This window comes from Extensimonas perlucida, from assembly GCF_007655255.1.
In the GTDB taxonomy this organism is placed as follows: Bacteria; Pseudomonadota; Gammaproteobacteria; order Burkholderiales; family Burkholderiaceae_C; genus Extensimonas; species Extensimonas perlucida.
The window spans coordinates 87,041-109,466 of record NZ_VMYE01000003.1 but is presented as its reverse complement, the minus strand read 5'-3'; the positions used below and the strand labels follow the sequence as shown (position 1 = coordinate 109,466).

The 22,426-nt window shown below is 68.4% G+C and carries 18 protein-coding genes; all 18 read left to right on the top strand.

Annotated features, from left to right (window positions below; genetic code table 11):
• Positions 1 to 22: 22 nt before the first annotated feature.
• Positions 23 to 1,792 (top strand): STAS domain-containing protein, encoded by a 1,770-nt coding sequence (locus tag FK527_RS04440; RefSeq protein ID WP_144730322.1) that lies wholly within the window; start codon positions 23 to 25, stop codon positions 1,790 to 1,792.
• A 73-nt stretch (positions 1,793 to 1,865) separates the two neighbouring features.
• Positions 1,866 to 2,429 (top strand): ATP-dependent protease subunit HslV, encoded by a 564-nt coding sequence (gene hslV, locus FK527_RS04435; RefSeq protein WP_144730319.1) that lies wholly within the window; start codon positions 1,866 to 1,868, stop codon positions 2,427 to 2,429.
• 85 nt (positions 2,430 to 2,514) lie between these two features.
• Positions 2,515 to 3,831 carry an ATP-dependent protease ATPase subunit HslU gene (gene hslU, locus FK527_RS04430; protein ID WP_144730316.1) on the top strand — a complete coding sequence of 439 codons (1,317 nt, stop codon included), beginning with the start codon at positions 2,515 to 2,517 and terminating at the stop codon, positions 3,829 to 3,831.
• Positions 3,832 to 4,351: 520 nt separating this feature from the next.
• A complete protein-coding gene (gene mraZ / locus FK527_RS04425; protein WP_114482362.1) occupies positions 4,352 to 4,780 on the top strand; it encodes a division/cell wall cluster transcriptional repressor MraZ in 429 nt (142 codons plus the stop codon).
• 277 nt (positions 4,781 to 5,057) lie between these two features.
• Positions 5,058 to 5,987 (top strand): 16S rRNA (cytosine(1402)-N(4))-methyltransferase RsmH, encoded by a 930-nt coding sequence (gene rsmH / locus FK527_RS04420; protein ID WP_144730313.1) that lies wholly within the window; start codon positions 5,058 to 5,060, stop codon positions 5,985 to 5,987.
• Positions 5,984 to 6,298 carry a cell division protein FtsL gene (ftsL, locus tag FK527_RS04415; protein ID WP_144730310.1) on the top strand — a complete coding sequence of 105 codons (315 nt, stop codon included), beginning with the start codon at positions 5,984 to 5,986 and terminating at the stop codon, positions 6,296 to 6,298. The genes rsmH and ftsL overlap by 4 nt, the downstream gene beginning before the upstream one ends.
• The gene (locus tag FK527_RS04410) at positions 6,295 to 8,037 is read left to right on the top strand and encodes a peptidoglycan D,D-transpeptidase FtsI family protein (protein ID WP_144730307.1); all 1,743 of its coding nucleotides are present in this window, start codon (positions 6,295 to 6,297) and stop codon (positions 8,035 to 8,037) included. The genes ftsL and FK527_RS04410 overlap by 4 nt, the downstream gene beginning before the upstream one ends.
• Positions 8,037 to 9,578 carry a UDP-N-acetylmuramoyl-L-alanyl-D-glutamate--2,6-diaminopimelate ligase gene (locus FK527_RS04405; RefSeq protein ID WP_144730304.1) on the top strand — a complete coding sequence of 514 codons (1,542 nt, stop codon included), beginning with the start codon at positions 8,037 to 8,039 and terminating at the stop codon, positions 9,576 to 9,578. The genes FK527_RS04410 and FK527_RS04405 overlap by 1 nt, the downstream gene beginning before the upstream one ends.
• Positions 9,575 to 11,101: a UDP-N-acetylmuramoyl-tripeptide--D-alanyl-D-alanine ligase gene (locus tag FK527_RS04400; protein ID WP_144730301.1), complete on the top strand. Its 1,527-nt coding sequence runs from the start codon at positions 9,575 to 9,577 to the stop codon at positions 11,099 to 11,101. Before FK527_RS04405 ends, FK527_RS04400 begins: the two co-directional genes overlap by 4 nt.
• Positions 11,095 to 12,273 carry a phospho-N-acetylmuramoyl-pentapeptide-transferase gene (gene mraY / locus FK527_RS04395; protein WP_144730298.1) on the top strand — a complete coding sequence of 393 codons (1,179 nt, stop codon included), beginning with the start codon at positions 11,095 to 11,097 and terminating at the stop codon, positions 12,271 to 12,273. Before FK527_RS04400 ends, mraY begins: the two co-directional genes overlap by 7 nt.
• The gene (locus FK527_RS04390; protein WP_246072670.1) at positions 12,270 to 14,054 is read left to right on the top strand and encodes a Mur ligase family protein; all 1,785 of its coding nucleotides are present in this window, start codon (positions 12,270 to 12,272) and stop codon (positions 14,052 to 14,054) included. The genes mraY and FK527_RS04390 overlap by 4 nt, the downstream gene beginning before the upstream one ends.
• A gap of 17 nt (positions 14,055 to 14,071) precedes the next feature.
• Positions 14,072 to 15,337, top strand: coding sequence for a putative lipid II flippase FtsW (gene ftsW / locus FK527_RS04380; RefSeq protein ID WP_246072676.1), 1,266 nt, complete (start codon positions 14,072 to 14,074; stop codon positions 15,335 to 15,337).
• Positions 15,338 to 15,416: 79 nt separating this feature from the next.
• Entirely contained in the window at positions 15,417 to 16,481 is a 1,065-nt protein-coding gene (gene murG, locus FK527_RS04375) for an undecaprenyldiphospho-muramoylpentapeptide beta-N-acetylglucosaminyltransferase (RefSeq protein WP_144730292.1), read from the top strand.
• The gene (gene murC / locus FK527_RS04370) at positions 16,478 to 17,911 is read left to right on the top strand and encodes a UDP-N-acetylmuramate--L-alanine ligase (RefSeq protein WP_144730289.1); all 1,434 of its coding nucleotides are present in this window, start codon (positions 16,478 to 16,480) and stop codon (positions 17,909 to 17,911) included. The genes murG and murC overlap by 4 nt, the downstream gene beginning before the upstream one ends.
• On the top strand, positions 17,908 to 18,906 hold the full coding sequence (locus FK527_RS04365; protein ID WP_144730286.1) for a D-alanine--D-alanine ligase: 999 nt from the start codon (positions 17,908 to 17,910) through the stop codon (positions 18,904 to 18,906). Before murC ends, FK527_RS04365 begins: the two co-directional genes overlap by 4 nt.
• Positions 18,903 to 19,751, top strand: a complete 849-nt coding sequence (locus FK527_RS04360; RefSeq protein WP_144730283.1) for a cell division protein FtsQ/DivIB — start codon at positions 18,903 to 18,905, stop codon at positions 19,749 to 19,751. The genes FK527_RS04365 and FK527_RS04360 overlap by 4 nt, the downstream gene beginning before the upstream one ends.
• Position 19,752: 1 nt before the next feature.
• Positions 19,753 to 20,982, top strand: coding sequence for a cell division protein FtsA (gene ftsA, locus FK527_RS04355; RefSeq protein WP_144730280.1), 1,230 nt, complete (start codon positions 19,753 to 19,755; stop codon positions 20,980 to 20,982).
• Positions 20,983 to 21,168: 186 nt separating this feature from the next.
• Positions 21,169 to 22,392, top strand: coding sequence for a cell division protein FtsZ (gene ftsZ, locus FK527_RS04350; RefSeq protein WP_144730277.1), 1,224 nt, complete (start codon positions 21,169 to 21,171; stop codon positions 22,390 to 22,392).
• Positions 22,393 to 22,426 lie beyond the last annotated feature (34 nt).

Genomic DNA, 22,426 nt, shown 5'->3' with positions numbered 1-22,426 from the left:
CCGCCACGGGCTAGCCAGAATCATGAGCAAGGAAGAATCCTCTCGCGGGGGCCTGCTGTCCAAGGTGGTGCGCTTCGTGCGCAACCCGACCGTAGATTGGTCTGCGCTCGACACCCTGGCAGTTGAACGTGAGAGTCAGTTCAGCAAGGAGGCGCTCAAGGAGCTGATGGAGCGCAAACGGCGCAATGATTTCGTGCGGCGCCGCGAGTTCGCGCAGCTGCGCCAGCTGCGCCAGCGCGGTATGCAGCAGCCGCAGCGCAATGAAGAGCACGCTGCAGACCCCTCCTGTCTGAGCGAGCTGAACTCGCCGGGCGAACGCGCCGCCACGCTGCAAAAGATCGATGAAATCGAAGCGCAGATGTCGCAGCAGTGGTGGAAGGGGTCAGCCCGCGCGGCGCGGCCTGTCCGACCGATGGAGGCCGCCGACTGGAAGACATCGCAGCCGCCCGGCGACACGACGGTGCGTGCCTTTGCGCCCACCGAGGCTGTCAGCCTGCCGCCAGTGCCTGTGGAATCTTCCGGGGTTTCTGGGTCGCCCGTTGTAGCGCTGCAGCCACCTGAGATGCCCGGCGCGCCGGCGGCGCTGGCGCCCGCTGCGCTGGAGGCGGCGCAAGCCGCGTTCGATGGCACCATCCCACACCCACCTGCGGTGCCAGAGCCACGGCCTGCCGAGGTGGAACCGGAGAAATTCGTGCATGCCCCTGAATTGGAAGAGGCGGCGATCCGCTTCGCCCAAGCGGATTTTGCCGGCGCAGAAAAAGCGCTGCAGGAGGCGTTGGCGCTGAGCCAGCAGGCCGAGCCTGCAGTGCAGGAGGAGTTCTGGCTGGCCTTGTTCGACCTGTACCGTGCGACCGGGCAGGCGGAACGCTTCGACGCGCTGGCGATCGACTTCGCGGCCCGCTTCGGGCGCTCCGCGCCGCTGTGGGTCTCCTTGCCTGAGCAGCTGGGCCAGCCCGGCATCGCGGGTGCCGCCGATGGTATCGGTGCGGCCGCGCACCGCAGCTTTGGCTGGAACGCCCCGCCCACGTTCACGGCGGCGTCGCTGGTGGCGCTGCGTGCGGCGCTCGAACGCGCGGCACCACCCTGGACGCTGAATTGGGCGCGCCTGGCCGCGATCGAACCCGAGGCTGTGCCGCAGCTGACGGCGCTGTTCAGCCGCTGGGCCGAAGACCGCACCGTGCAGCTGGTGTTTGCGCACGCGCAGGTGTTGCATGCGCTGCTGGCCGACAAAACGCCTTCGGGCGAGCGCAGCACACCCGCGGACTGGTGGTTGCTGCGCATGGCCTGCCTGCGGCTCATGGGGCGCGTGGACGAGTTCGAGCTCGCGGCGCTCGACTATTGCGTCACCTACGAAGTCTCCCCGCCCGCATGGGAGCCCCCGCACTGCAGCTGTATCGATGGCGAAGAGCCGCACGCAGCAGACGCTGCGGCCCAGCAGCATGAGGCCTTGCTCCCACAGGGCATGCTCGCGGGCGGCGCCGCCACCTTGTCGCCCTCGGCGTCGATGGAGGCGGATACCGTGCCCACGCTCAGTGGCCAGATCGAGGGCGACTGCAGTGCTCTGCTGCCACCACTGGAGGCGCACCTGCGCCCCGGCGAGCCCTTGGTGATCGATTGCGAGCACCTGATCCGCACGGACTTTGCGGCCGCCGGCACGCTGCTCAACTGGGCCGCCGAGCAACAGGCCAGGGGCCAGCAGCTGCAGTTCGACAAGCTGCACCGGCTGGTGGCCATTTTGTTCAACGTGCTCGGCATCAATGAACATGCCTGGGTGGTGGTGCGCAAAAAGTGAGCCATGGGGCGGGGGGGCTGCGATGGCTCCCCGAGGCTTGCATACGGGCGCCACGGCCCCATCTGACGCAGCTATGCAAGCACCGACCGAATTTCCCACCTTTCACGGCACCACCATCTTGTGCGTGCGCCGCCAAACCGCCGATGGCGTGCAGGTTGCCCTGGGCGGCGACGGCCAGGTCACGCTGGGCAACATCGTCGTCAAAGGCACGGCGCGCAAGGTGCGCAAGCTGCACCACGGCAAGGTGCTCGCGGGCTTTGCCGGGGCCACGGCCGATGCCTTTACGCTGTTCGAGCGCTTCGAGGCCAAGCTCGAAAAACACCAGGGCCACCTGGTGCGCGCCGCGATCGAGCTCACCAAAGACTGGCGCACCGACCGCGTGCTGCGCCGCCTCGAAGCCATGCTGGCCGTGGCCGACCGCGAGGCCTCGCTGATCATCACGGGCAACGGCGACGTGCTCGAGCCCGAGCATGGCATCGTCGCGATAGGCTCGGGTGGTGCCTACGCGCAGTCGGCGGCCAAGGCCTTGCTCGACCACACCGAGCTGCCCGCGCACGAGGTCGTAAAAAAATCGCTGGAGATCGCCGGGGAGCTGTGCATCTACACCAACATGCACCACACGATAGAGACGCTGTGAGTCTGTCGGCTTCCTGCAAGCTTTGAATTTGATAGCTGCTAGCGCTTGATACATAAGCACTTGTGGCGCTTTTGATGCAAATACCATGTCGTCCATGACCCCCCAGGAAATCGTCTCCGAGCTTGACCGCCACATCGTCGGCCAGGCGGCGGCCAAGCGCGCCGTGGCGATCGCGCTGCGTAACCGCTGGCGCCGCCAGCAGGTCGATGCGGGCCTGCGCCAGGAGATCACGCCCAAGAACATCCTCATGATCGGCCCCACGGGCGTGGGCAAGACCGAGATCGCGCGGCGCCTCGCGCGCCTGGCCGACGCGCCGTTCATCAAGGTCGAGGCGACCAAGTTCACTGAAGTCGGCTATGTGGGCAAGGACGTGGACAGCATCGTGCGCGACCTCGCCGAGGTCGCCGTCAAGCAGATGCGCGAAGCCGAAATGCGCAAGGTGCGCACGCTGGCCGAAGACGCCGCCGAGGAACGCATACTCGACGTGCTGATTCCGCCCGCGCGCACCGGCGCCGAGCCCGCCGACAGCACCGCGCGCCAGGTGTTTCGCAAGAAGCTGCGCGAGGGCCTGCTCGACGACAAGGACATCGACATCGAGCTGGCCGAGAGCCGGCCCACGCTCGAAATCATGGGCCCGGCCGGCATGGAGGAAATGGCCGAGCAACTGCGCGGCATGTTCAGCCAGCTCGGCCAGGACAAGCGCCGCTCGCGCCGCCTCAAGATCGCCGAAGCGCGCAAGCTGCTGACCGAGGAGGAGGCGGCCAAGCGCGTCAACGAGGAGGAAATCCGCACGCGCGCGCTCGCCAATGCCGAGCAAAACGGCATCGTCTTCATCGACGAGATCGACAAGGTTGCCGCGCGCCAGGAAACGAGCGGCGCCGACGTCTCTCGCCAGGGCGTGCAGCGCGACTTGCTGCCGCTCGTCGAGGGCACTGCGGTGTCCACCAAGTACGGCATGGTCAAGACCGACCACATCCTGTTCATCGCCTCGGGCGCGTTCCACCTGGCCAAGCCGAGCGACTTGATTCCTGAGCTGCAGGGGCGCTTTCCGATCCGCGTCGAGCTCGAATCGCTCTCGGTGCAGGACTTCGAGGCCATCCTCACGCAGACGCATGCCAGTCTGGTCAAGCAGTATCAGGCGCTGCTCGCCACCGAGGGCGTGCGGCTGGAGTTCTTGTCCGAAGGCATCACGCGCCTCGCGCATATCGCCTTCGAGGTCAACGAGCGCACCGAAAACATCGGCGCGCGCCGCCTGGCCACGGTGCTCGAGCGGCTGCTCGACGAAATCAGCTTCGAGGCCACGCGCCTCGCAGGTCAGACCGTGACCATAGACGCCGCCTACGTCGATGCGCGGCTGCAAAGCCTGAGCCAGAACGAAGACCTGTCGCGCTACATCCTCTGAGCAAGCCAACCGCGTGCGCGGCCCAGATGTCCCTGGGCTTGCGCGCCGAGCACGGCGCCGCGGTGCGCTGCCCACCATGCCTGCTAGGAGCCTGTCGGATTTTGGAATCGTCGGCTGCGAATGCGCCGCAGCGGCCCATTTTTTGCCGGCTTCTTGCCCCATAGCACCACTATGGGGCGGCGAATCCGACAAAAACTGGCCTCGCTGGGGCGCATTCTCGCTTTCGACGCCCAAAGCCCGACAGGCTCCTAGCTGGGTCGGCCTCGAGGCCGTTCCCTTCTCTGCATGTGCCACGTTCAAAGCCTGCGCTAAGTGCTTATACAGCAATGGTTTTCCTTTTTCCGTCGTTTGCGTTTGGCGGATAAGTCCTTGATTTCATTACAAAAAAATCCCGCAAGAGCCCTTGCGCGGTTGGCTTTTCCTGCTACAGTGCAAAAAAGTGCAATGAAGTGGTGAAAAGTGCCATAAAACTCCGATTTCCGGGGTGCGGTGGCTTCAACCAAGCTGGGGAATCTTCGTCGTGTTCCAGGGTGCCTCGTCGCTGAGCCTCGATGCCAAGGGGCGGCTGTCCGTGCCGACCCGGCACCGCGACGTCCTGCTCGCGACGGCGGCTGGTCAGCTCACGATCACCAAGCACCCGCATGGCTGCCTGATGGTGTTCCCGCGGCCCGAGTGGGAAAAATTCCGCGAGCGCATCGCCCAGCTGCCCATGTCGGCGCAGTGGTGGAAGCGCATCTTCCTGGGCAACGCGATGGACGTGGAAATGGACGCCACGGGCCGCGTGCTGATTTCGCCCGAGCTGCGTGCGGCGGCCGGCATCAGCAAGGAGTCCATCCTGCTCGGCATGGGCAGCTACTTCGAGCTCTGGGACAAGGCCAGCTACGACGCGCAGGAAGCGCAGGCCATGCAGGGCGAAATGCCCGACGTCTTCAAAGATTTTTCTTTCTGAGAACCTGTTCACGCTCTTTTCATGGGGTACGCATGGCAGCAAACGGTCACGATCTAGGCGCCCGGCGCCGCCCATGCTGGCGGCCTGGGCAAGGCGGGCAACGACGAGCGTGGCCGTTTGCTGTCATGCCCTTCGGGTTGTCCCGCAAAGGCAGCGTCTGCAGCGTTGCCCATCCTCGCCGCACATCAGTGCGGCTTGCGGTGGGCGCCTTGCATCCACTGCCTTTGCGGGACAACGTACCCCATGAAAAGAGCGTGAACAGGTTCTGAGGAACGCGGTGAACCAGCAGCTGCAGCACACCACGGTCCTTCTCGAAGAGGCCGTGCAAGCCCTGTTGGGCGGCGCGGGCCCCGCGCCTGCGGGCCTGTGGGTCGATGCGACCTTCGGCCGCGGCGGGCACGCGCGGCGCATCTTGCAGCGCCTGGGGCCGCAGGCGCGCCTCTTGGCGTTCGACAAAGACCCCGAGGCCGTCGCCGCCGCGGCGCAGATCGACGACGCGCGCTTTGCCATTCGCCACGAGGGTTTTGCGCACCTGGCCGATCTGCCTGCGGGCAGCGTCCGCGGCGTGCTGATGGACCTGGGCGTGAGCTCGCCGCAGCTCGATGCGGCCGAGCGCGGCTTCAGTTTTCGTTTCGATGGGCCGCTGGACATGCGCATGGACCCCACGCGCGGCCAGAGCGTGGCGCAGTGGCTGGCCGAGGCCGACGAGGGGCAGATTGCGGAGGTGGTACGTGATTACGGCGAAGAACGGTTTGCTGGCGCCATTGCAAAGGCGATTGTTGCTCGGCGCGCGCAGCAGGGAGCGCTCACGCGCACCGGCGAGCTCGCCGAACTCGTGGCTGGCGCGGTCAAGACCCGCGAGCCTGGGCAGCACCCTGCCACGCGCACCTTTCAGGCTTTTCGGATTTTCATCAACGCCGAACTGCAGGAGCTGCAACAAGCGCTAGAGGCGAGCCTCAGGGTGCTCGCGCCGGGCGGGCGGCTCGTGGTGATCAGCTTTCACTCGCTCGAAGACCGCATCGTCAAGCAGTTCATCGCGCACCACTCCAAGGAGGCGTTCGACCGGCGCACACCGTTTGCCGCGCCCGCGCCGCTGCGCCTCAAGGCATTGGGGCGCATACGCCCCGGCGCGGATGAGCTGGCCGCGAACCCGCGCGCGCGCAGCGCCATCCTGCGCGTGGCCGAGCGCACGGAGGTGCCCGCATGACGCGCCTGAACCTCGTGCTGCTGCTCGCGGTGTTGGCGAGCGCGTTTTACGTGGTCAACCTGCAGTACGAATCGCGGCGCCTGTTCACCGAGCTCGACCGCGCCAAGGCCGAGGCGCGTCGCCTCGAAACCGAACACCAGCGCCTGCAGGTGGAAAAGCGCGCGCAGGCCACGCCGCTGCGCGTGGAAAAAATCGCGCGCACGCAGCTGCAGATGCGCACCGCCACGCCGGCGATCACGCAGTACGTGACCGATCCGGCGGCGGAGTCTGCGGCTGAATCGGCGCAAGCGGGCCAAGGAGCCCGGCCATGAGACGCAGCGTGCGCTATGCCTCGAGCCCCTTGCTCACCAGCCGCACGCCGCTGTGGCGCAGCAAGCTCATCGTCGCGCTGCTCGCGCTGGGCTTCGTCGGCCTGGCGGCGCGCGCGGCTTACGTGCAGGTGCTCGCAAACGACTTTTTTCTGCGCCAGGGCGAGGTGCGTTTTGCGCGCACGCTCGAACTGCCCGCGCACCGCGGCCGCATCCTGGACCGCAACGGCCTGCTGCTGGCTTCGAGCGTGCCCGCGGCGAGCATCTGGGCCATCCCCGAGGACGTGGAGCAGGACGACCCCGAGGTGCGCGCCAAACTGCCAAAGCTGGCGCAGCTGCTGGGCATGTCGCTCTCGGATTTGCAGCGCAAGCTGGCCGACGAAGACAAGACCTTCGTCTGGATCAAGCGCCAGCTCGACTGGGACGTGGGCCAGCAGATCGTCGCGCTCGACATCAAGGGCATCTACCTGCGCAAGGAATACAAGCGCCAGTACCCCGAGGGCGAGGCGGCCGCGCACATCGTGGGCTTTACCAACGTCGAAGACCGGGGCCAGGAGGGCATGGAGCTGATCTTCAACCAAGACCTCGCGGGCAAGCCCGGCTCGCGCCGCGTGATCAAGGACCGCATGGGACGCATCGTCGAAGGCGTGGGCGAGGACATGCCGCCGGTCGATGGGCGCGACATCCAGCTGTCCATTGACAGCAAGGTGCAGTTCTTTGCCTACCAGAAGCTGCGCGACCAGGTGCAGGAGCACAAGGCCAAGGCCGGCAGCGTGGTGGTGCTGGACGCGCACACGGGCGAGGTGCTGGCGCTTGCCAATTACCCAAGCTACGTGCCCGATGACCGCCGCAACCTCACGGGCGAGCAGCTGCGCAACCGCGCGCTCACGGACGTGTTCGAGCCCGGCTCGACCATGAAGCCCTTCACCATCGGTCTGGCGCTCGAAACCGGGCGCGTGCGCCCCGACACCATCATCGACACCAATCCGGGGCGCATCACCATCACGGGCTCGACGATTTCGGACACGCACAACTACGGCGTGCTCACCGTGCAAGGGGTGATCCAGAAGTCGAGCAACGTGGGCACAACCAAGATCGCGATGCAGATGTCGCCGCGCGAAATGTGGGAAACCTTCTCCGCCGCGGGCTTCGGGCAAAAGCCGCAGCTCGCATTCCCCGGCGTGGTCAGCGGCCGGCTGCGCCCGTACAAGACCTGGCGCCCGATCGAGCAGGCCACCATGTCCTATGGCTACGGCCTCTCGGCCAGCTTGTTCCAGATGGCGCGCTCGTACACCGTGTTTGCCAATGGCGGGCGGGTGATTCCGGCCACCATGCTCAAGAGCAGTACGCCCGCGGTCGGCGTGCCGGTGTTTTCCGAGCGCACGGCCGACGAGGTTCGCAAAATGCTGCAGATGGCCGCTGGCCCGGGTGGCACGGGGCAGAAGGCGCAGACCGTGGGCTACTCGGTGGGCGGCAAGTCCGGCACGGCGCGCAAGCAGCAGGGCAAGGGCTACGCCTCGGGCAAGTACCGCTCGTGGTTCACCGGCATGGCGCCGATCGACAAGCCGCGCATCATCGTCGCGGTGATGATCGACGAGCCGAGCAACGGCCAGGTCTATGGCGGCCTGGTCGCCGCGCCGGTGTTCAGCGTGGTGGTGCAGCAGACGCTGCGCCTCATGGGCGTACCGCCCGACATGGATGTGAAGCCGCAGATCGTCGCCGACGTGGAGGAGCCGCTGTGATGCACCTCTTGCGCGACGCCGCCGAAGCCGTGCAATGGCTGCGCACGCAGCTTGCCGGGCGCGGCACGCTGCAGACCGACAGCCGCCTGATTGCGCCCGGCGACGCCTTCATCGCCTGGCCCGGCGCCGCAACGGACGGGCGCGCGCATGTGGCCGACGCCCTCGCGCGCGGCGCTGCGGCCTGCCTGGTCGAGCAAGATGGTGTGGAAGCGTTTGCGCTCGCTGCGCGCCACCCCGATGCCGCTATCGCGGCGCTGCCCGGGCTCAAGGCCGCGACTGGCGAGATCGCCGCGCAGTGGTTCGGCCACCCCTCGGCGCAGCTCGACGTGCTCGCCATTACGGGTACCAACGGCAAGACCAGCACCGCCTGGTGGCTCGCGCATGCGCTCTCTAAAATAGAGCTGCATGGACATGCTGGATGCGGTCTCATAGGCACTTTGGGCATGGGAACGCCAGGCCGGCTCGAAGGCTCTGGCATGACCACGCCCGACCCCGTGCGGCTGCAGCGCGCGCTGCGCCAGATGGCCGATGAGGGGCTTGCGGCCTGCGCCATCGAGGCGTCCTCGATCGGCCTGGCCGAGCAGCGCCTGGCGGGCACGCGCATTCGCGTCGCGGTGTTCACCAACTTCACGCAAGACCACCTCGACTACCACGGCGACATGGACGCCTACTGGTGCGCCAAGCGCACGCTGTTCGACTGGCCGGGGCTGCAGGCCGCGGTGATCCACCTCGACGACGCCCAAGGTGCGCGCCTGCACGCCGAGCTTGAAGGCGAAGTGCGTGGCTGCGCACTCGACCTCTGGGGCGTATCCGTGCCCGTGGCGCAGCAGCCGCCTGCCGCAGGCGCGCGCCTGTGGGCGCAGGACCTGCACTTCGACGCGCAGGGCATCGCCTGCACGGTGTGCGAAGGCGCGGCGCGTCACCCTTGGCAGCCGCGTGTGATGGGGCGCTACAACCTGCAGAACCTGCTGGGCGTGCTCGCGGTGCTGCGCAGCCTGGGTGTGGCGCTGCCCGAGGCGCTGCGCGCGTGCGAGGCGCTGCCGCCCGTGCCGGGGCGCATGCAGCAGGTGCCGGCCGAGCACGGGCAGCCGCTCGTGGTGGTCGATTACGCGCACACGCCGGACGCGCTCGAACAGGTCTTGCTCGCGCTGCGCCCCATGGCGCAGGCGCGCGGCGGGCAGCTGTGGTGCGTGTTCGGCTGCGGCGGCGAGCGCGACGCGGGCAAGCGCCCGCAGATGGGCGCCGTGGCGCAGCACCGCGCCGATTGGGTGGTGGTAACGAGCGACAACCCGCGCCGCGAAGACCCGGCGGCCATCATCCACCAGATTCTGCTCGGCACGATCGCGGGCGAGACCGTGCGCGCCGAGCCCGACCGCGCCGCCGCGATCGCGCTCGCGCTGGCCGAGGCCGACGCTGCCGACGTGGTGCTGATCGCGGGCAAGGGCCACGAGGACTACCAGGAGATCGCGGGCCGGCGTGTGCCGTTTTCCGACCTGGCGCAGGCGCAGGCCGCGCTCGCTGCGCGTGGGGGTTCGGCATGATGCGGCTGCAGCAGGCTTTCGACTTCATCCGCGCGCGCATGCCCACGGCGCGGCTCGTGGGCGTGGATGCGGCGGGCGCGGCAGCCATCGTGCTGCAGCGCGTACACACCGACACGCGCACGCTGCAGCCGGGCGACCTGTTCGTGGCGCTGCGCGGCGCGCGTTTCGACGCGCACGACTTTGTGCCCCAGGCGCGCGCGCGAGGCGCCGTGGCCGTGGTGGCCGAGCGCGGGCTCGAAGCCGCGGGCCTGCCCGGCATCGAAGTGCCCGACAGCACGGCCGCGCTGGGCGCGCTCGCCGCGGGCTGGCGCGCGCAGTTCACGCTGCCGCTGATCGCCGTCACGGGAAGCAACGGCAAGACCACGGTGACGCAGATGATCGCGTGCATCCTTGCCGCCTACGCGGGTGAGGCGGCCTTTGCCACGCGCGGCAACCTCAACAACGCCATCGGCGTGCCGCAAACCCTGCTGCGCCTCACGGCCGCGCACCGCGTGGGCGTGGTCGAGCTGGGCATGAACCACCCGGGCGAAATCGCCTACCTGGCCGAGCTGGTGCGCCCCACGGTGGCGCTGGTCAACAACGCGCAGCGCGAGCACCTCGAATTCATGCACACCGTGGAGGCCGTGGCGTGCGAAAACGGCGCCGTGCTGGCCGCGCTGCCCGAGAGTGGCGTGGCCGTGTTCCCGGCGCAGGACGCCTACACGCCGCTGTGGCGCAGTCTGGCCGCGGGGCGGCGCTGCCTGAGCTTCGGTGGCGCCGGGGCCGACTTCGAATGCACGCGCGCCGTCTGGGAGCAGGAAGAAACGCAAGGGCAGCCGGGCGCGCGGCAAGCCGCCTGGAGCGTGCAAATGCGCACGCCCGCGGGGCCGCTCGCCTGCCGGCTGCATATCGCGGGGCGCCACAACGTGATGAACGCGCTCGCCGCTGCGGCCTGCGCGTTCGCCGCGGGGGTGCCGCCGGACGCCATCGCGCAGGGGCTCGCGGCCTTTCGGCCCGTGGCGGGGCGTTCGCGTGCGTTCGGCCTGCAGTTTGGCGGGCGCGAGATCACGGTGGTCGATGACAGCTACAACGCCAACCCCGACTCTGTGCGCGCGGCCATCGCCGTGCTTGCCGAGTTGCCCGCGCCACAGCTGCTCGTGCTCGGCGACATGGGCGAAGTGGGCACGCAAGGCCCGCAGTTCCACGCCGAGGCCGGCGCCCAGGCGCGCGCCGCGGGCATCAGCGGGATTTATGCGCTGGGCGAGCTCGCCGCGCACGCGGTGCGCGCCTTCGACCCGGAAGGCTGCGGCGCGGGCCGGCATTTCGACAGCATGGCGGCATTGCAGGGCGCCGTGCGCGCCGCTTTGCCAAACCTTGGCAGTGTGCTCGTGAAAGGATCGCGCTTCATGAAAATGGAACAGGTGGTGCAGGCCCTCGCGGCCAGCGTCGAGGCCGCCGCGCCCACGCCGGTCAGCGCGGCTGCAGTGGCCGCTGCCACTTCATCCCCTTCATCCCCAGCCGGGGCCGCAGGTGCCGCATGCTGATCTGGCTCGCGCAATGGCTGCAGGGCTGGTCGCCCGAGTTCGGGTTCCTGCGCGTGTTCCAGTACCTGAGCTTTCGCGCCGTGATGGCCGCGCTCACGGCGCTGCTCATCGGGCTGGCCGCGGGGCCCAAGGTGATCCGGCTCCTCACTGCGCTCAAGATCGGCCAGCCCGTGCGCGAATACGCGATGCAGTCGCACCTCGTGAAAAGCGGCACGCCCACCATGGGCGGCGTGCTGATCTTGCTCGCACTCACGGCGTCCACGCTGCTGTGGGCCGATCTGTCGAACCGCTTCGTCTGGATCGTGCTCGTGGTTACGCTGGGCTTTGGCGCGATCGGCTGGGTGGACGACTGGCGCAAGGTGGTGCGCAAAGACCCCGAGGGCATGCGCTCGCGCGAGAAGTATTTCTGGCAGTCGCTGATCGGCCTGCTCGCGGCGCTGTACCTGGTGTTCGCGATTTCCGGCAATTCCAACGTGCGCGTGCTGGAGCTGTTCATCACCTGGGTGCAATCGGGCTTTGCGCTCGACCTGCCGCCCAAGGCGGGGCTGCTGCTGCCGTTCTTCAAGGAAGTCAGCTACCCGCTGGGCGTGTGGGGCTTCGTCGTGCTGACCTATCTGGTCATCGTCGGCGCGAGCAACGCCGTGAACCTCACCGACGGGCTCGACGGCCTGGCCATCATGCCGGTGGTCTTGGTGGGCTCGGCGCTCGGGGTGTTTGCCTACGTCGTGGGCAATGCGGTGTATTCCAAATACCTGTTCTTTCCGCACATCCCCGGCGCGGGCGAGCTGCTGGTGTTTTGCTCGGCCACCGCGGGCGCGGGGCTGGCCTTTTTGTGGTTCAACGCCTACCCGGCCAAGGTGTTCATGGGCGACGTGGGCGCGCTCTCGCTCGGCGCGGCGCTGGGCACGGTGGCCGTGATCGTGCGCCAGGAGATCGTGCTTGCCGTGATGGGCGGCATCTTCGTCGTCGAGGCGCTCTCGGTGATGCTGCAGGTGGGCTGGTTCAAGTTCACCAAAAAGCGCTACGGCGCGGGCCGGCGCCTGTTCCAGATGGCGCCGCTGCACCACCACTTCGAGAAAAAAGGCTGGCAGGAAACGCAGGTCGTGGTGCGCTTTTGGATCATCACCATGCTGCTGTGTCTGGTGGGGCTTTCGACCCTGAAACTGCGATGAACAACCCCGCCACCACTTCCTTTGCCAAGTTTGCCCCGGCGCTCGCGCGCTGGCAGGGCGCGCGCGTGCTCGTGCTGGGCCTGGGCGCGTCGGGCCTGGCGATGGCGCGCTGGTGCGCGCGCTTGGGCGCGCAGGTCACGGTGGCCGACACGCGCGCGGCACCGCCGCAGCGCACCACGCTGCGCGCCGAGCTGCCGCAGGTCGCGTTCGTGAGCGGCGCGCTGGACGCGGCGCTGCTGCGCGCTCAGAACTACGCCGCCGTGCTGCGCTCGCCGGGGCTGAGTCCGGCGTCGATAGCTCCTCTATTAGAAGCTGCCAGCGCAGAATCCATCTGCGTTTTGGGCGAATTGGACTTGTTTTCTGAAGGCTTGCAGGCGCTGCGTGCGCAGACCGGCTATGCGCCTGCCGTGCTGGCCATCACGGGCACCAACGGCAAGACCACGGTGACCTCGCTGACCGGCCAGCTCGTCGTGCGCGCGGGCAAAAGCGTGGCCGTCGCGGGCAACATCGGGCCGACGCTGCTCGACACCTTGAGCGCACACATGGATGCGGGCAGCTTGCCCGAAGTCTGGGTGCTCGAACTCTCGAGCTTCCAGCTCGACGGCGTACAGGGCTTCGAGCCCACGGCGGCCGCGGTGCTCAACATCACGCAAGACCATCTTGACTGGCACGGCAGCCTGCAAAGCTACGCGGCGGCCAAGGCGCGCATCTTCGGCCGGCACGCGCTCATGGTGCTGAACCGCGAAGACCCGCTGGTGATGCAGATGCTGCCCGTCGTGGCGCCGGCTGCATCCAACGCTGCCGTGGGCAAGGCGCGGGCGCAAGCGGCGCCGCAGCGCGCCTACCTGACCTTCGGCGGCGACCTGCCGCGCCGCGCGGGCGACTTCGGCATCGAGGTGGTACACGGCATGGCCTGGCTCGTGCGCGCGCAGCCGCAGGAAAACACCGAAAACGCTGCGCCGCGCCGCCGTGCGCGGGCGGGCAGCGACGCCGACGCACAGACGCCGCTGCAGCTGCAGCGCCTCATGCCCGCCGACGCGCTGCGCATCCGTGGGCGCCACAACGCCGTGAACGCGCTCGCCGCGCTCGCGCTTGCTACTGCTGCGGGCTGCGGCCTCGCGCCCATGCTCTATGGCCTGCGCGAGTACCGCGGCGAGCCGCACCGCGTGGAGCCCGTGGCCATCGTCGCCGGGGTCGAGTATTTCGACGACAGCAAGGGCACCAACGTGGGCGCGACCGTGGCCGCGCTCAGTGGCCTAGGAGCCTGTCGGGCTTTGGGCGTCGAAAGCGAGAATGCGCCCCAGCGAGGCCAGTTTTTGCCGGATTCGCAGCCCCATAGTGGTGCTATGGGGCAAGAAGACGGTAAAAAATGGGCCGCTGCGGCGCATTCGCAGCCGACGATTCCAAAGTCCGACAGGCTCCTAGGGGCCGAGCGCCGCATCGTGCTGATTTTGGGCGGCGAAGGCAAGGGGCAAGACTTCACGCCGCTCGCCCAGCCCGTGGCGCGGCACGCGCGCGCCGTGTTTCTGATCGGCCGCGATGCGCCGCGCATCCGCGCCGCGCTGCAGGGCACGGGCGTGCCGCTGCGCGACGCTGCGAGCCTGCCCGAGGCCGTGCAGCAGGCCGCGCAGCACGCGCAAGCGGGCGACGCCGTGCTGCTCTCGCCGGCCTGCGCGAGTCTGGACATGTTCCGCGACTACGCGCACCGCGCCGAGGTGTTCCGCGCGGCGGTGCGCGCGCTCGCACTGGACGCGGGGCAGGATATGGAGGGCATGGCATGAGCCGCGTGCTCGAATCCATGAGCCTCTGGCAGCGTTTTGCCGCCTGGGCTGGCGCGCGCTTCGGCGGTATGCCGGCGCAGGCCGCGGACCGCCTGCCCGTGCGCGTAGGTGGCACCGAGTACCGCCAGACCAGCGCCACACCCGCGCGCGTGCTGGGGTTTGATCAGACCTTGCTGTGGGTGGTGGTGGCGTTGCTCGCCTGGGGACTGGTGATGGTGTATTCGGCCTCGATCGCGCTGCCCGACAACCCGCGCTTCGGCAAGATCGCGCACACGCATTTCGTCATGCGCCACGCGATTGCGCTGGGCCTGGGCTTTGTTGCGGCGCTGCTGGCGTTTCAGGTGTCCATGAACACCTGGGAGCGCGTCGCGCCCTGGCTGTTCATCGCCGCGCTGATGCTGCTCATCCTGGTGCTGATCCCGCACGTGGGCACGGTGGTCAACGGCGCGCGCCGTTGGCTGCCGCTGGGCATCATGAATTTCCAGCCGTCCGAGCTCGCCAAGCTCGCCGTGGTGATCTACGCGAGCGACTACATGGTGCGCAAGATGGAGGTCAAGGAGCGCTTTTTTCGCGCCGTGCTACCCATGGGCGCGGCCGTGGCCGTGGTGGGCATGCTGTTGCTGGCCGAGCCCGACATGGGCGCGTTTTTGGTGATCGCCGTGATCGCCATGGGCATTTTGTTCCTCGGCGGGGTGAATGCGCGCATGTTCTTCGTGATCGCGCTGATCCTCGTCGTCGCCTTCGGGCTCATGATCGGCCTGTCGCCCTGGCGGCGCGAGCGCATCTTCGCCTACCTTGACCCCTGGAGCATGGAGCACGCGCTGGGCAAGGGCTACCAGCTCTCGCACGCGCTGATCGCCATCGGCCGCGGGCGCATTTTTGGCGTGGGCCTGGGCAACAGCGTGGAAAAGCTGAACTGGCTGCCCGAGGCGCACACCGACTTCCTGCTCTCGGTGATCGGGGAAGAGTTTGGCCTCGTCGGCGTGCTGACGCTGATCGTGCTCTTTTTCTGGCTGACGCGCCGCATCATGCACATAGGCCGCCAGGCGATCGCGCTGGACCGCGTGTTCGCGGGGCTGGTCGCGCAGGGCGTAGCGATCTGGATCGGCTTTCAGAGCTTCATCAACATGGGCGTGAACCTCGGCGCCCTGCCCACCAAGGGCCTGACGCTGCCGCTGATGAGCTTCGGCGGCTCGGCCATCCTCATGAACCTCGTCGCGCTCGCGGTGGTTTTGAGGGTGGACTATGAAAACAAACTGCTCATGCGCGGAGGCCGCGTATGAGCAGTTTGTTTCGGCAAAACAAGCTGCGGCAGCGCGCAAGCGCTGCAAGGCGCGCAGCGCCGGTGCGCGGAGGCCGCGTATGACGCGCAAGACGGCCCTCATCATGGCGGGCGGCACGGGCGGGCATATCTTTCCGGGCCTGGCCGTGGCGCAGGCGCTGCGTGCGCGCGGCTTTGCCGTGCACTGGCTGGGCGCGCCCGGCAGCATGGAAGAGCGCCTCGTCGTGCCGCAGGGCTTCGCCTTCGAGGCGGTGGATTTTTCTGGTGTGCGCGGCAAGGGCCTGGGTACGCTGGTGCGCCTGCCGGGGCGCCTGCTGCGTGCGCTCGCGCAAGCGCGCGCGGTGCTGCGCCGCGTGCAGCCCGACGTGGTCGTGGGGCTGGGCGGCTACATCAGCTTTCCGGGCGGGCTCATGGCCGCGCTGGCGCGCAAGCCGCTGGTGCTGCACGAGCAAAACTCCATCGCCGGCATGGCGAACAAGCTGCTCGCGCGCCTGGCGGATCGTGTGTTCACGGCCTTCCCCGAGGCGCTGCCGGGCGCGCAGTGGGTGGGCAACCCGCTGCGGGAGGCGTTTTTGCGCCAACCCGCGCCCGCCGCGCGCTTTGCCGATCGCAATGGCCCGCTGCGCTTGCTCGTGGTGGGCGGCAGCCTGGGGGCGCGCGCGCTCAATGAGATCGTGCCGCAGGCGCTCGCGCTGATGGCGCCCGAAGCCCGTCCGCGGGTCACGCACCAAAGCGGCGCCGCGCAGCTCGAAGCCCTGCGCGCGCACTACGCCGCTGCGGGTGTGCAGGCCGAACTCACGCCCTTCATCGAGGACACGGCGAGCGCCTTTGCCACCGCCGACGTGATCGTCTGCCGCGCGGGCGCGAGCACCGTGACCGAGATCGCCGCCGTGGGCGCGGCCGCGATCTTCGTGCCCTTTCCGTTCGCGGTCGATGACCACCAGACGCGCAATGCGCGCTTTCTGACCGACGCGGGCGGCGGCTGGCTCGTGCCGCAGCAGGAATTGAGCCCTGAAAAACTCGCCACAATGCTATCGAATCTAGATCGCCTCACGCTGATGAACACTGCGCAAAAGGCCAAAATGATGCAAAAAACAGAAGCCACACAGGCCATCGTCGCCGCGTGCGAGGAGTTCGCCGCATGAAGCACGCCATCCGCCACATCCACTTCGTCGGCATCGGCGGCGCCGGCATGAGCGGCATTGCCGAAGTGCTGCATAACCTGGGCTACGCCATTTCGGGCTCGGACCAGGCCGACAGCGCCACGCTGCGCCGCCTCGCGGCCCTGGGCATACGCACTGCGGTGGGGCACGACGCCGCGCACATCGCCGACGCCGACGCCGTGGTCACCTCCACCGCGGTCAAGCCCGACAACCCCGAGGTGGTCGCGGCGCGCGCGCGCAAGATTCCCGTGGTGCCGCGCGCGCTCATGCTGGCCGAGCTCATGCGCCTCAAGCGTGGCATCGCGATCGCGGGCACGCACGGCAAGACCACGACCACCAGCCTCGTGACCAGCGTGCTTGCCGAGGCCGGGCTGGACCCGACCTTCGTGATCGGCGGGCGCCTGAACAGCGCGGGCGCGAACGCGCGCCTGGGTCAGGGCGACTACATCGTGGTCGAGGCCGACGAATCCGACGCGTCCTTCCTCAACCTGCTGCCCGTGATGGCCGTGGTCACCAACATCGACGCCGACCACATGGAAACCTACGGGCACGACTTCGGGCGGCTGAAAAAAGCCTTCGTCGAGTTTCTGCACCGTATGCCGTTTTACGGCGCGGCCATTTTGTGCCTCGAAAGCCCCGCGGTGCGCGAGATCTTGCCCGAAGTGACCTGCCCGGTCACGAGCTACGGCTTTGCCGAGGACGCGCAGGTGCGCGCCGTCGAGGTGCGCGCCGAAGGCGGGCAGATGCGCTTCACGGTGCAGCGGCGCAACGGCGTGCAGCTGCCCGACCTCGACGTGGTGCTCAACCTCGCGGGCGCGCACAACGTGCTCAACGCGCTCGCCGCCATCGCCGTCGCGGTCGAGCTCAACATTCCCGACGAGGCCGTGCTGCGCGCGCTCGCGGGCTTCAAGGGCGTGGGACGGCGCTTTCAGCGCTATGGCGAGCTGCCCGCGCAGGGTGGCGGCAGGTTCACGCTGATCGACGACTACGGCCACCACCCGGCCGAGATGGCGGCCACGCTCGCGGCGGCGCGCGGCGCGTTTCCGGGCCGGCGCCTGGTGCTGGCCTTCCAGCCGCACCGCTACAGCCGCACGCGCGACTGCTTCGAGGACTTCGTGCAGGTCATCGGCAGCGCAGACGCCGTGCTGCTCACCGAGGTCTATGCCGCGGGCGAGGCGCCCGTGGTCGCAGCCGACGGGCGCACGCTCGCGCGCGCGCTGCGCGTGGCCGGCAAGGTGGAGCCCGTGTTCATCGCCGACGTGGCCGAGCTGCCGCAGGCCATCGCCGCAAACGCGCGCGCCGGTGACGTGGTGCTGTGCATGGGCGCGGGCTCGATCGGGGCCGTGCCCGCGAAAGTCGTCGCATTGCTACAACCCAAGGAGCTGCTTGCGCAGGTGGAACAAGCGCTATGAGCCATTTTGACCTCAAACTCCACAGTATCGACGTGGCCGCACTGGGCAAGGTTGCCGTGCTCCTGGGCGGCACCTCGGCCGAGCGCGACATCTCGCTGATGTCGGGCCAGGGCGTGCTGCAGGCGCTGCGCGTGCGCGGCGTCGATGCGCATGCGTTCGACCCGGCCACGCAGGAGCTCGGCGCGCTCAGGCAGCAGGGCTTTGCGCGCTGCTTCATAGCGCTGCACGGCCGCCACGGCGAGGACGGCACGGTGCAGGGCGCGCTCGAGCTGCTGGGCATTCCCTACACCGGCTCGGGCGTGCTCGCTTCGAGCGTGGCCATGGACAAGACCATGACCAAGCGCCTGTGGCGCGCCGACGGCCTGCCCACGCCCGACTGGCGTCAGGTGGCCAGCGCCGACGAAACCGTGCAGGCGCTGCAGGCGCTGGGCGCGCCCATGATCGTCAAGCCCGCGCGCGAAGGCTCGACCATAGGCCTTACCAAGGTGCACCTGCCGCACGAGTGCGCCGCCGCCTACGCGCTCGCCGCGCGCTACGACCCCGAGGTGTTGTGCGAGCAGTTCATCGCAGGCGACGAAACCACCTGCGCTGTGCTCGGCACGGGCGCACAGGCGCGCGCGCTGCCGCTGATCCGCATCCTTGCGCCCGGCGGCAACTACGACTACCAGCACAAATACTTCACCGACGACACGCAGTACCACTGCCCGAGCGGCCTGCCCGAGGCCGAGGAGCATGCGCTGCAGGAGCTGGCGCTCGCGGCCTACCGCAGCCTGGGCTGCCGCGGCTGGGCGCGCGCCGACATCATGGTGCGGGAAGGCGACCGCATGCCCTTTTTGCTCGAAATCAACACCTCGCCGGGCATGACGGGCCACTCGCTCGTGCCCATGGCGGCGCGCGCCGCGGGCCTCAGCTACGAAGACCTGTGCCTGGCCCTGCTCGCCACCGCCACGCTGGACACGCCGCCCGGCGCCACCTGGGGAGGCGCACCGCAATGAATGCCCCGCTGCCCGTGCCGCCGGATGTCAAGCTCATGAACCTGACCGCATCGGTCGTGTTCGTGGGCTGCGCCGCGCTGCTGCTGGCGGCGCTGGTCTGGCGCGTGCTGCACGCGCCGGCATTTGCGCTCACACGCATCGTTGTCGAGGGCGAGCTCGAGCACAACAACCCGGTCACGCTGCGCGCCAACGTCGCGCCACAACTTACGGGCAATTTTTTCACCATGGACTTGCATGCCGTGCGCGCGGCCTTCGAGCAGGTGCCCTGGGTGCGCACGGCCACGGTGCGGCGTGAATTCCCGGCCAGCCTGCGTGTGCACCTGCAGGAATACCGCCCGGTGGCCTATTGGGGCCCCGAAGGCAGCACCACCATGGTGGACCGCGAGGGTGAGGTGTTCGAGGTGAACACAGACATGGTCGATGAAGACCTGCCGCGCCTCATCGCGCCCGAGGGCCACGCGCTCGAAATGTTGCAGGTGCACGCGCTGCTACAGCCGGTGTTCGCGCCGCTCGGGCTGCAGGTGCAGACGCTCGCGCAAAGCGGGCGCGGCGGCTGGCGCGCCACGCTGGACAGCGGCGCCGTGGTCGAGCTCGGCAGCGGCACGCCGCAGGAGCTGGTGCAGCGCGCGCAGCGCTTCGTGCGCACCGTCACGTCGGTGGCCGCGCACTACGGCCGGCGCGTCGATGCACTGGAGTCGGCCGACCTGCGCTACCCGAGCGGCTACGCGCTGCGCCTGCGCGGCGTGAGCACCGTGACCGAGGGCGCGCCGCCAGGCGCGAAGCCAAAAAGTGGCAAGAGTGGGCAGCGCGGGCAAAGCGAAAACATCGACAAAGGCAGGCACTGAGATGGCAAGAGAATACAAAGATGTGGTGGTGGGGCTGGACATAGGCACGGCCAAGATCATGGCCGTGGTGGCCGAGGTGCTGCCCACGGGCGAGCTCAAGCTCGCGGGCCTGGGCGTGGCGCCGAGCAACGGCCTCAAGCGCGGCGTGGTGGTGAACATCGAGGCCACCGTGCAAAGCATCCAGCAGGCGCTCAAAGAGGCCGAGTTCATGGCCGACTGCAAGATCCAGCGCGTCTATACCGGCATCACGGGCAGCCACATCCGCGGCCTGAACTCCAGCGGCATGGTCGCCGTCAAGGACAAAGAGGTCACGCCCGCCGACGTGGCGCGCGTGGTCGAGACGGCCAAGGCCGTGAACATCTCCTCCGACCAGCGTCTGCTGCTCGTCGAGCCGCAGGAGTTCGTGATCGACGGCCAGGACGTGAAAGAGCCCATCGGCATGAGCGGCATCCGCCTCGAAGCCAAGGTGCACATCGTGACCGGCGCGCAGAGCGCGGCCGAAAACATCATCAAGTGCGTGCGCCGCTGCGGCCTCGAGGTCGAGCAGCTGCTGCTCAATCCGCTGGCATCGAGCCAGGCCGTGCTCACCGACGACGAACGCGAGCTCGGCGTGGCCGTGGTGGACATCGGCGCGGGCACCACCGACGTGGCCATTTTCACGGGCGGCGCGATCCGCCACACGGCGGTGATCCCGATCGCGGGCGACCTCATCACGAGCGACATCGCGATGGCGCTGCGCACCCCCACCAAGGACGCCGAAGACATCAAGGTCGAAAGCGGCTGCGCCAAACAGCTGCTCGCCGACCCCGAGGCGCAGGTCGAGGTGCCCGGCCTGGGCGACCGCGGCCCGCGCATGCTCGGCAAGCAGGCGCTGGCCGGCGTGATCGAGCCGCGCGTGGAAGAAATTTTCGCGCTCGTGCAGCAGGTGGTGCGCGAGTCGGGCTACGAGGAGGTGCTCTCCTCGGGCATAGTGCTCACGGGCGGCAGCAGCGTCATGCCCGGCATGGTCGAGCTCGGCGAGGACATCTTCCTCAAGCCCGTGCGCCGCGGCGTGCCCAAGTATGCGAGCGCGCTCGCCGACATGGTCGCGCAGCCGCGCGCCGCCACCGTCATGGGCCTGCTCGAAGAAGCGCGCCTGGCGCGCCTGCGCGGCTTCAAGGTGGCGCAGAAAAGCGGCTCCATGAAGACCATGCTGGGCCGCGTCAAGGACTTCATCGTGGGGAACTTCTGACCATGCAGCCCACCATCTGGCACCCGCGCGGCCCGCGCCGCCGCATTCCGCGCGGCCGCTGGCGCAGCACCGGCCCGCCGCGCACTGCAGCGCCCCCTTGTTGCCACCGTTTTTTGTTTTCCTTTCCTTTTTTCTTCCATCCGCACACACGCGAAACCAGCGCGTCACATCCCAAGGAGCAAGGCCATGAGCATCGAAATGATTGAAGTCGAAGAGTTCAACCAGGGCACCCAGATCAAGGTGATCGGCGTGGGCGGCGGCGGCAGCAATGCCGTCGAGCACATGATCGGCCGCCAGGTACAGGGGGTGGAGTTCATCGCCGCGAACACCGACTCGCAGGCGCTCACGCGCAGCTCGGCGCACCGCGTCATCCAGCTCGGCCAGAGCGGCCTGGGCGCGGGCAGCAAGCCCGACAAGGGGCGCGACGCCGCCGAAGCGGCCGTGGAGGACATCCGCAGCGCCATCAGCGGCGCGCACATGCTGTTCATCACCGCAGGCATGGGCGGTGGCACGGGCACGGGCGCCGCGCCGGTGATCGCGCGCGTGGCCAAGGAAATGGGCATCCTCACCGTGGGCGTGGTCACCAAGCCCTTCGAATGGGAGGGCGGGCGCCGCATGAACAATGCCGACAGCGGCCTGGCCGAACTCGAGGCCAACGTCGATTCGCTCATCGTTGTGCTCAACGAAAAGCTGCTCGAAGTGCTGGGCGACGACATCACACAGGACGAAGCCTTCGCGCACGCCAACGACGTGCTCAAGAATGCCGTGGGCGGCATTGCCGAGATCATCAACGAGTACGGCCAGGTGAACGTGGACTTCGAGGACGTGCGCACCGTCATGGGCGAGCCGGGCAAGGCCATGATGGGCACGGCCACGGCCACCGGGCCCGACCGCGCGCGTATCGCCGCCGAGCAGGCCATCGCCTGCCCGCTGCTCGAAGGCATAGACCTGTCGGGCGCCAAGGGCGTGCTGGTGCTGGTCACGGCAAGCAAGGGCAGCCTCAAGCTGTCCGAGTCGCGCCTGGCCATGAACACCATCAACGCCTATGCCTCGCCCGATGCGCACGTGATCTTCGGTGCGGCCTACGACGACAGCCTGGGCGACGCCATCCGCGTGACCGTGGTGGCCACGGGGCTGTCGCGCCCGAACACGCGCCGCCAGCCGATTTCGGTGGTGCAGGGTGGCCTGCGCACCGGCACGGACAACCTGTCCTTTGCCATGCCCGGCGGCGGCGTTGCCCCCGCAGCGGTCGTGTCCGGCATACCCACCGACTACGGCAACATGAAGACGCCCAGCGTATGGCGCAACAACCGTGCTGCCTCTACGGCGGCAGCGCGCGTGGATGCGCTTTCCATGGGCGGCATGGAGGAGGTCGAAATCCCCGCATATCTGCGCAAACAGGCCGACTGATCTGCCTAAATAGCTATCACGGCGATAGTGGCAG

What these genes read in the sequence shown, in the direction of transcription:
- FK527_RS04440 (WP_144730322.1), top strand. Translation starts at nt 23, where the DNA reads ATGAGCAAGGAAGAATCCTCTCGCGGGGGCCTGCTGTCCAAGGTGGTG.
- hslV (WP_144730319.1), top strand. Translation starts at nt 1,866, where the DNA reads ATGCAAGCACCGACCGAATTTCCCACCTTTCACGGCACCACCATCTTG.
- hslU (WP_144730316.1), top strand. Translation starts at nt 2,515, where the DNA reads ATGTCGTCCATGACCCCCCAGGAAATCGTCTCCGAGCTTGACCGCCAC.
- ftsL (WP_144730310.1), top strand. Translation starts at nt 5,984, where the DNA reads ATGACGCGCCTGAACCTCGTGCTGCTGCTCGCGGTGTTGGCGAGCGCG.
- FK527_RS04410 (WP_144730307.1), top strand. Translation starts at nt 6,295, where the DNA reads ATGAGACGCAGCGTGCGCTATGCCTCGAGCCCCTTGCTCACCAGCCGC.
- FK527_RS04405 (WP_144730304.1), top strand. Translation starts at nt 8,037, where the DNA reads ATGCACCTCTTGCGCGACGCCGCCGAAGCCGTGCAATGGCTGCGCACG.
- FK527_RS04400 (WP_144730301.1), top strand. Translation starts at nt 9,575, where the DNA reads ATGATGCGGCTGCAGCAGGCTTTCGACTTCATCCGCGCGCGCATGCCC.
- mraY (WP_144730298.1), top strand. Translation starts at nt 11,095, where the DNA reads ATGCTGATCTGGCTCGCGCAATGGCTGCAGGGCTGGTCGCCCGAGTTC.
- FK527_RS04390 (WP_246072670.1), top strand. Translation starts at nt 12,270, where the DNA reads ATGAACAACCCCGCCACCACTTCCTTTGCCAAGTTTGCCCCGGCGCTC.
- ftsW (WP_246072676.1), top strand. Translation starts at nt 14,072, where the DNA reads ATGAGCCTCTGGCAGCGTTTTGCCGCCTGGGCTGGCGCGCGCTTCGGC.
- murG (WP_144730292.1), top strand. Translation starts at nt 15,417, where the DNA reads ATGACGCGCAAGACGGCCCTCATCATGGCGGGCGGCACGGGCGGGCAT.
- murC (WP_144730289.1), top strand. Translation starts at nt 16,478, where the DNA reads ATGAAGCACGCCATCCGCCACATCCACTTCGTCGGCATCGGCGGCGCC.
- FK527_RS04365 (WP_144730286.1), top strand. Translation starts at nt 17,908, where the DNA reads ATGAGCCATTTTGACCTCAAACTCCACAGTATCGACGTGGCCGCACTG.
- FK527_RS04360 (WP_144730283.1), top strand. Translation starts at nt 18,903, where the DNA reads ATGAATGCCCCGCTGCCCGTGCCGCCGGATGTCAAGCTCATGAACCTG.
- ftsA (WP_144730280.1), top strand. Translation starts at nt 19,753, where the DNA reads ATGGCAAGAGAATACAAAGATGTGGTGGTGGGGCTGGACATAGGCACG.
- ftsZ (WP_144730277.1), top strand. Translation starts at nt 21,169, where the DNA reads ATGAGCATCGAAATGATTGAAGTCGAAGAGTTCAACCAGGGCACCCAG.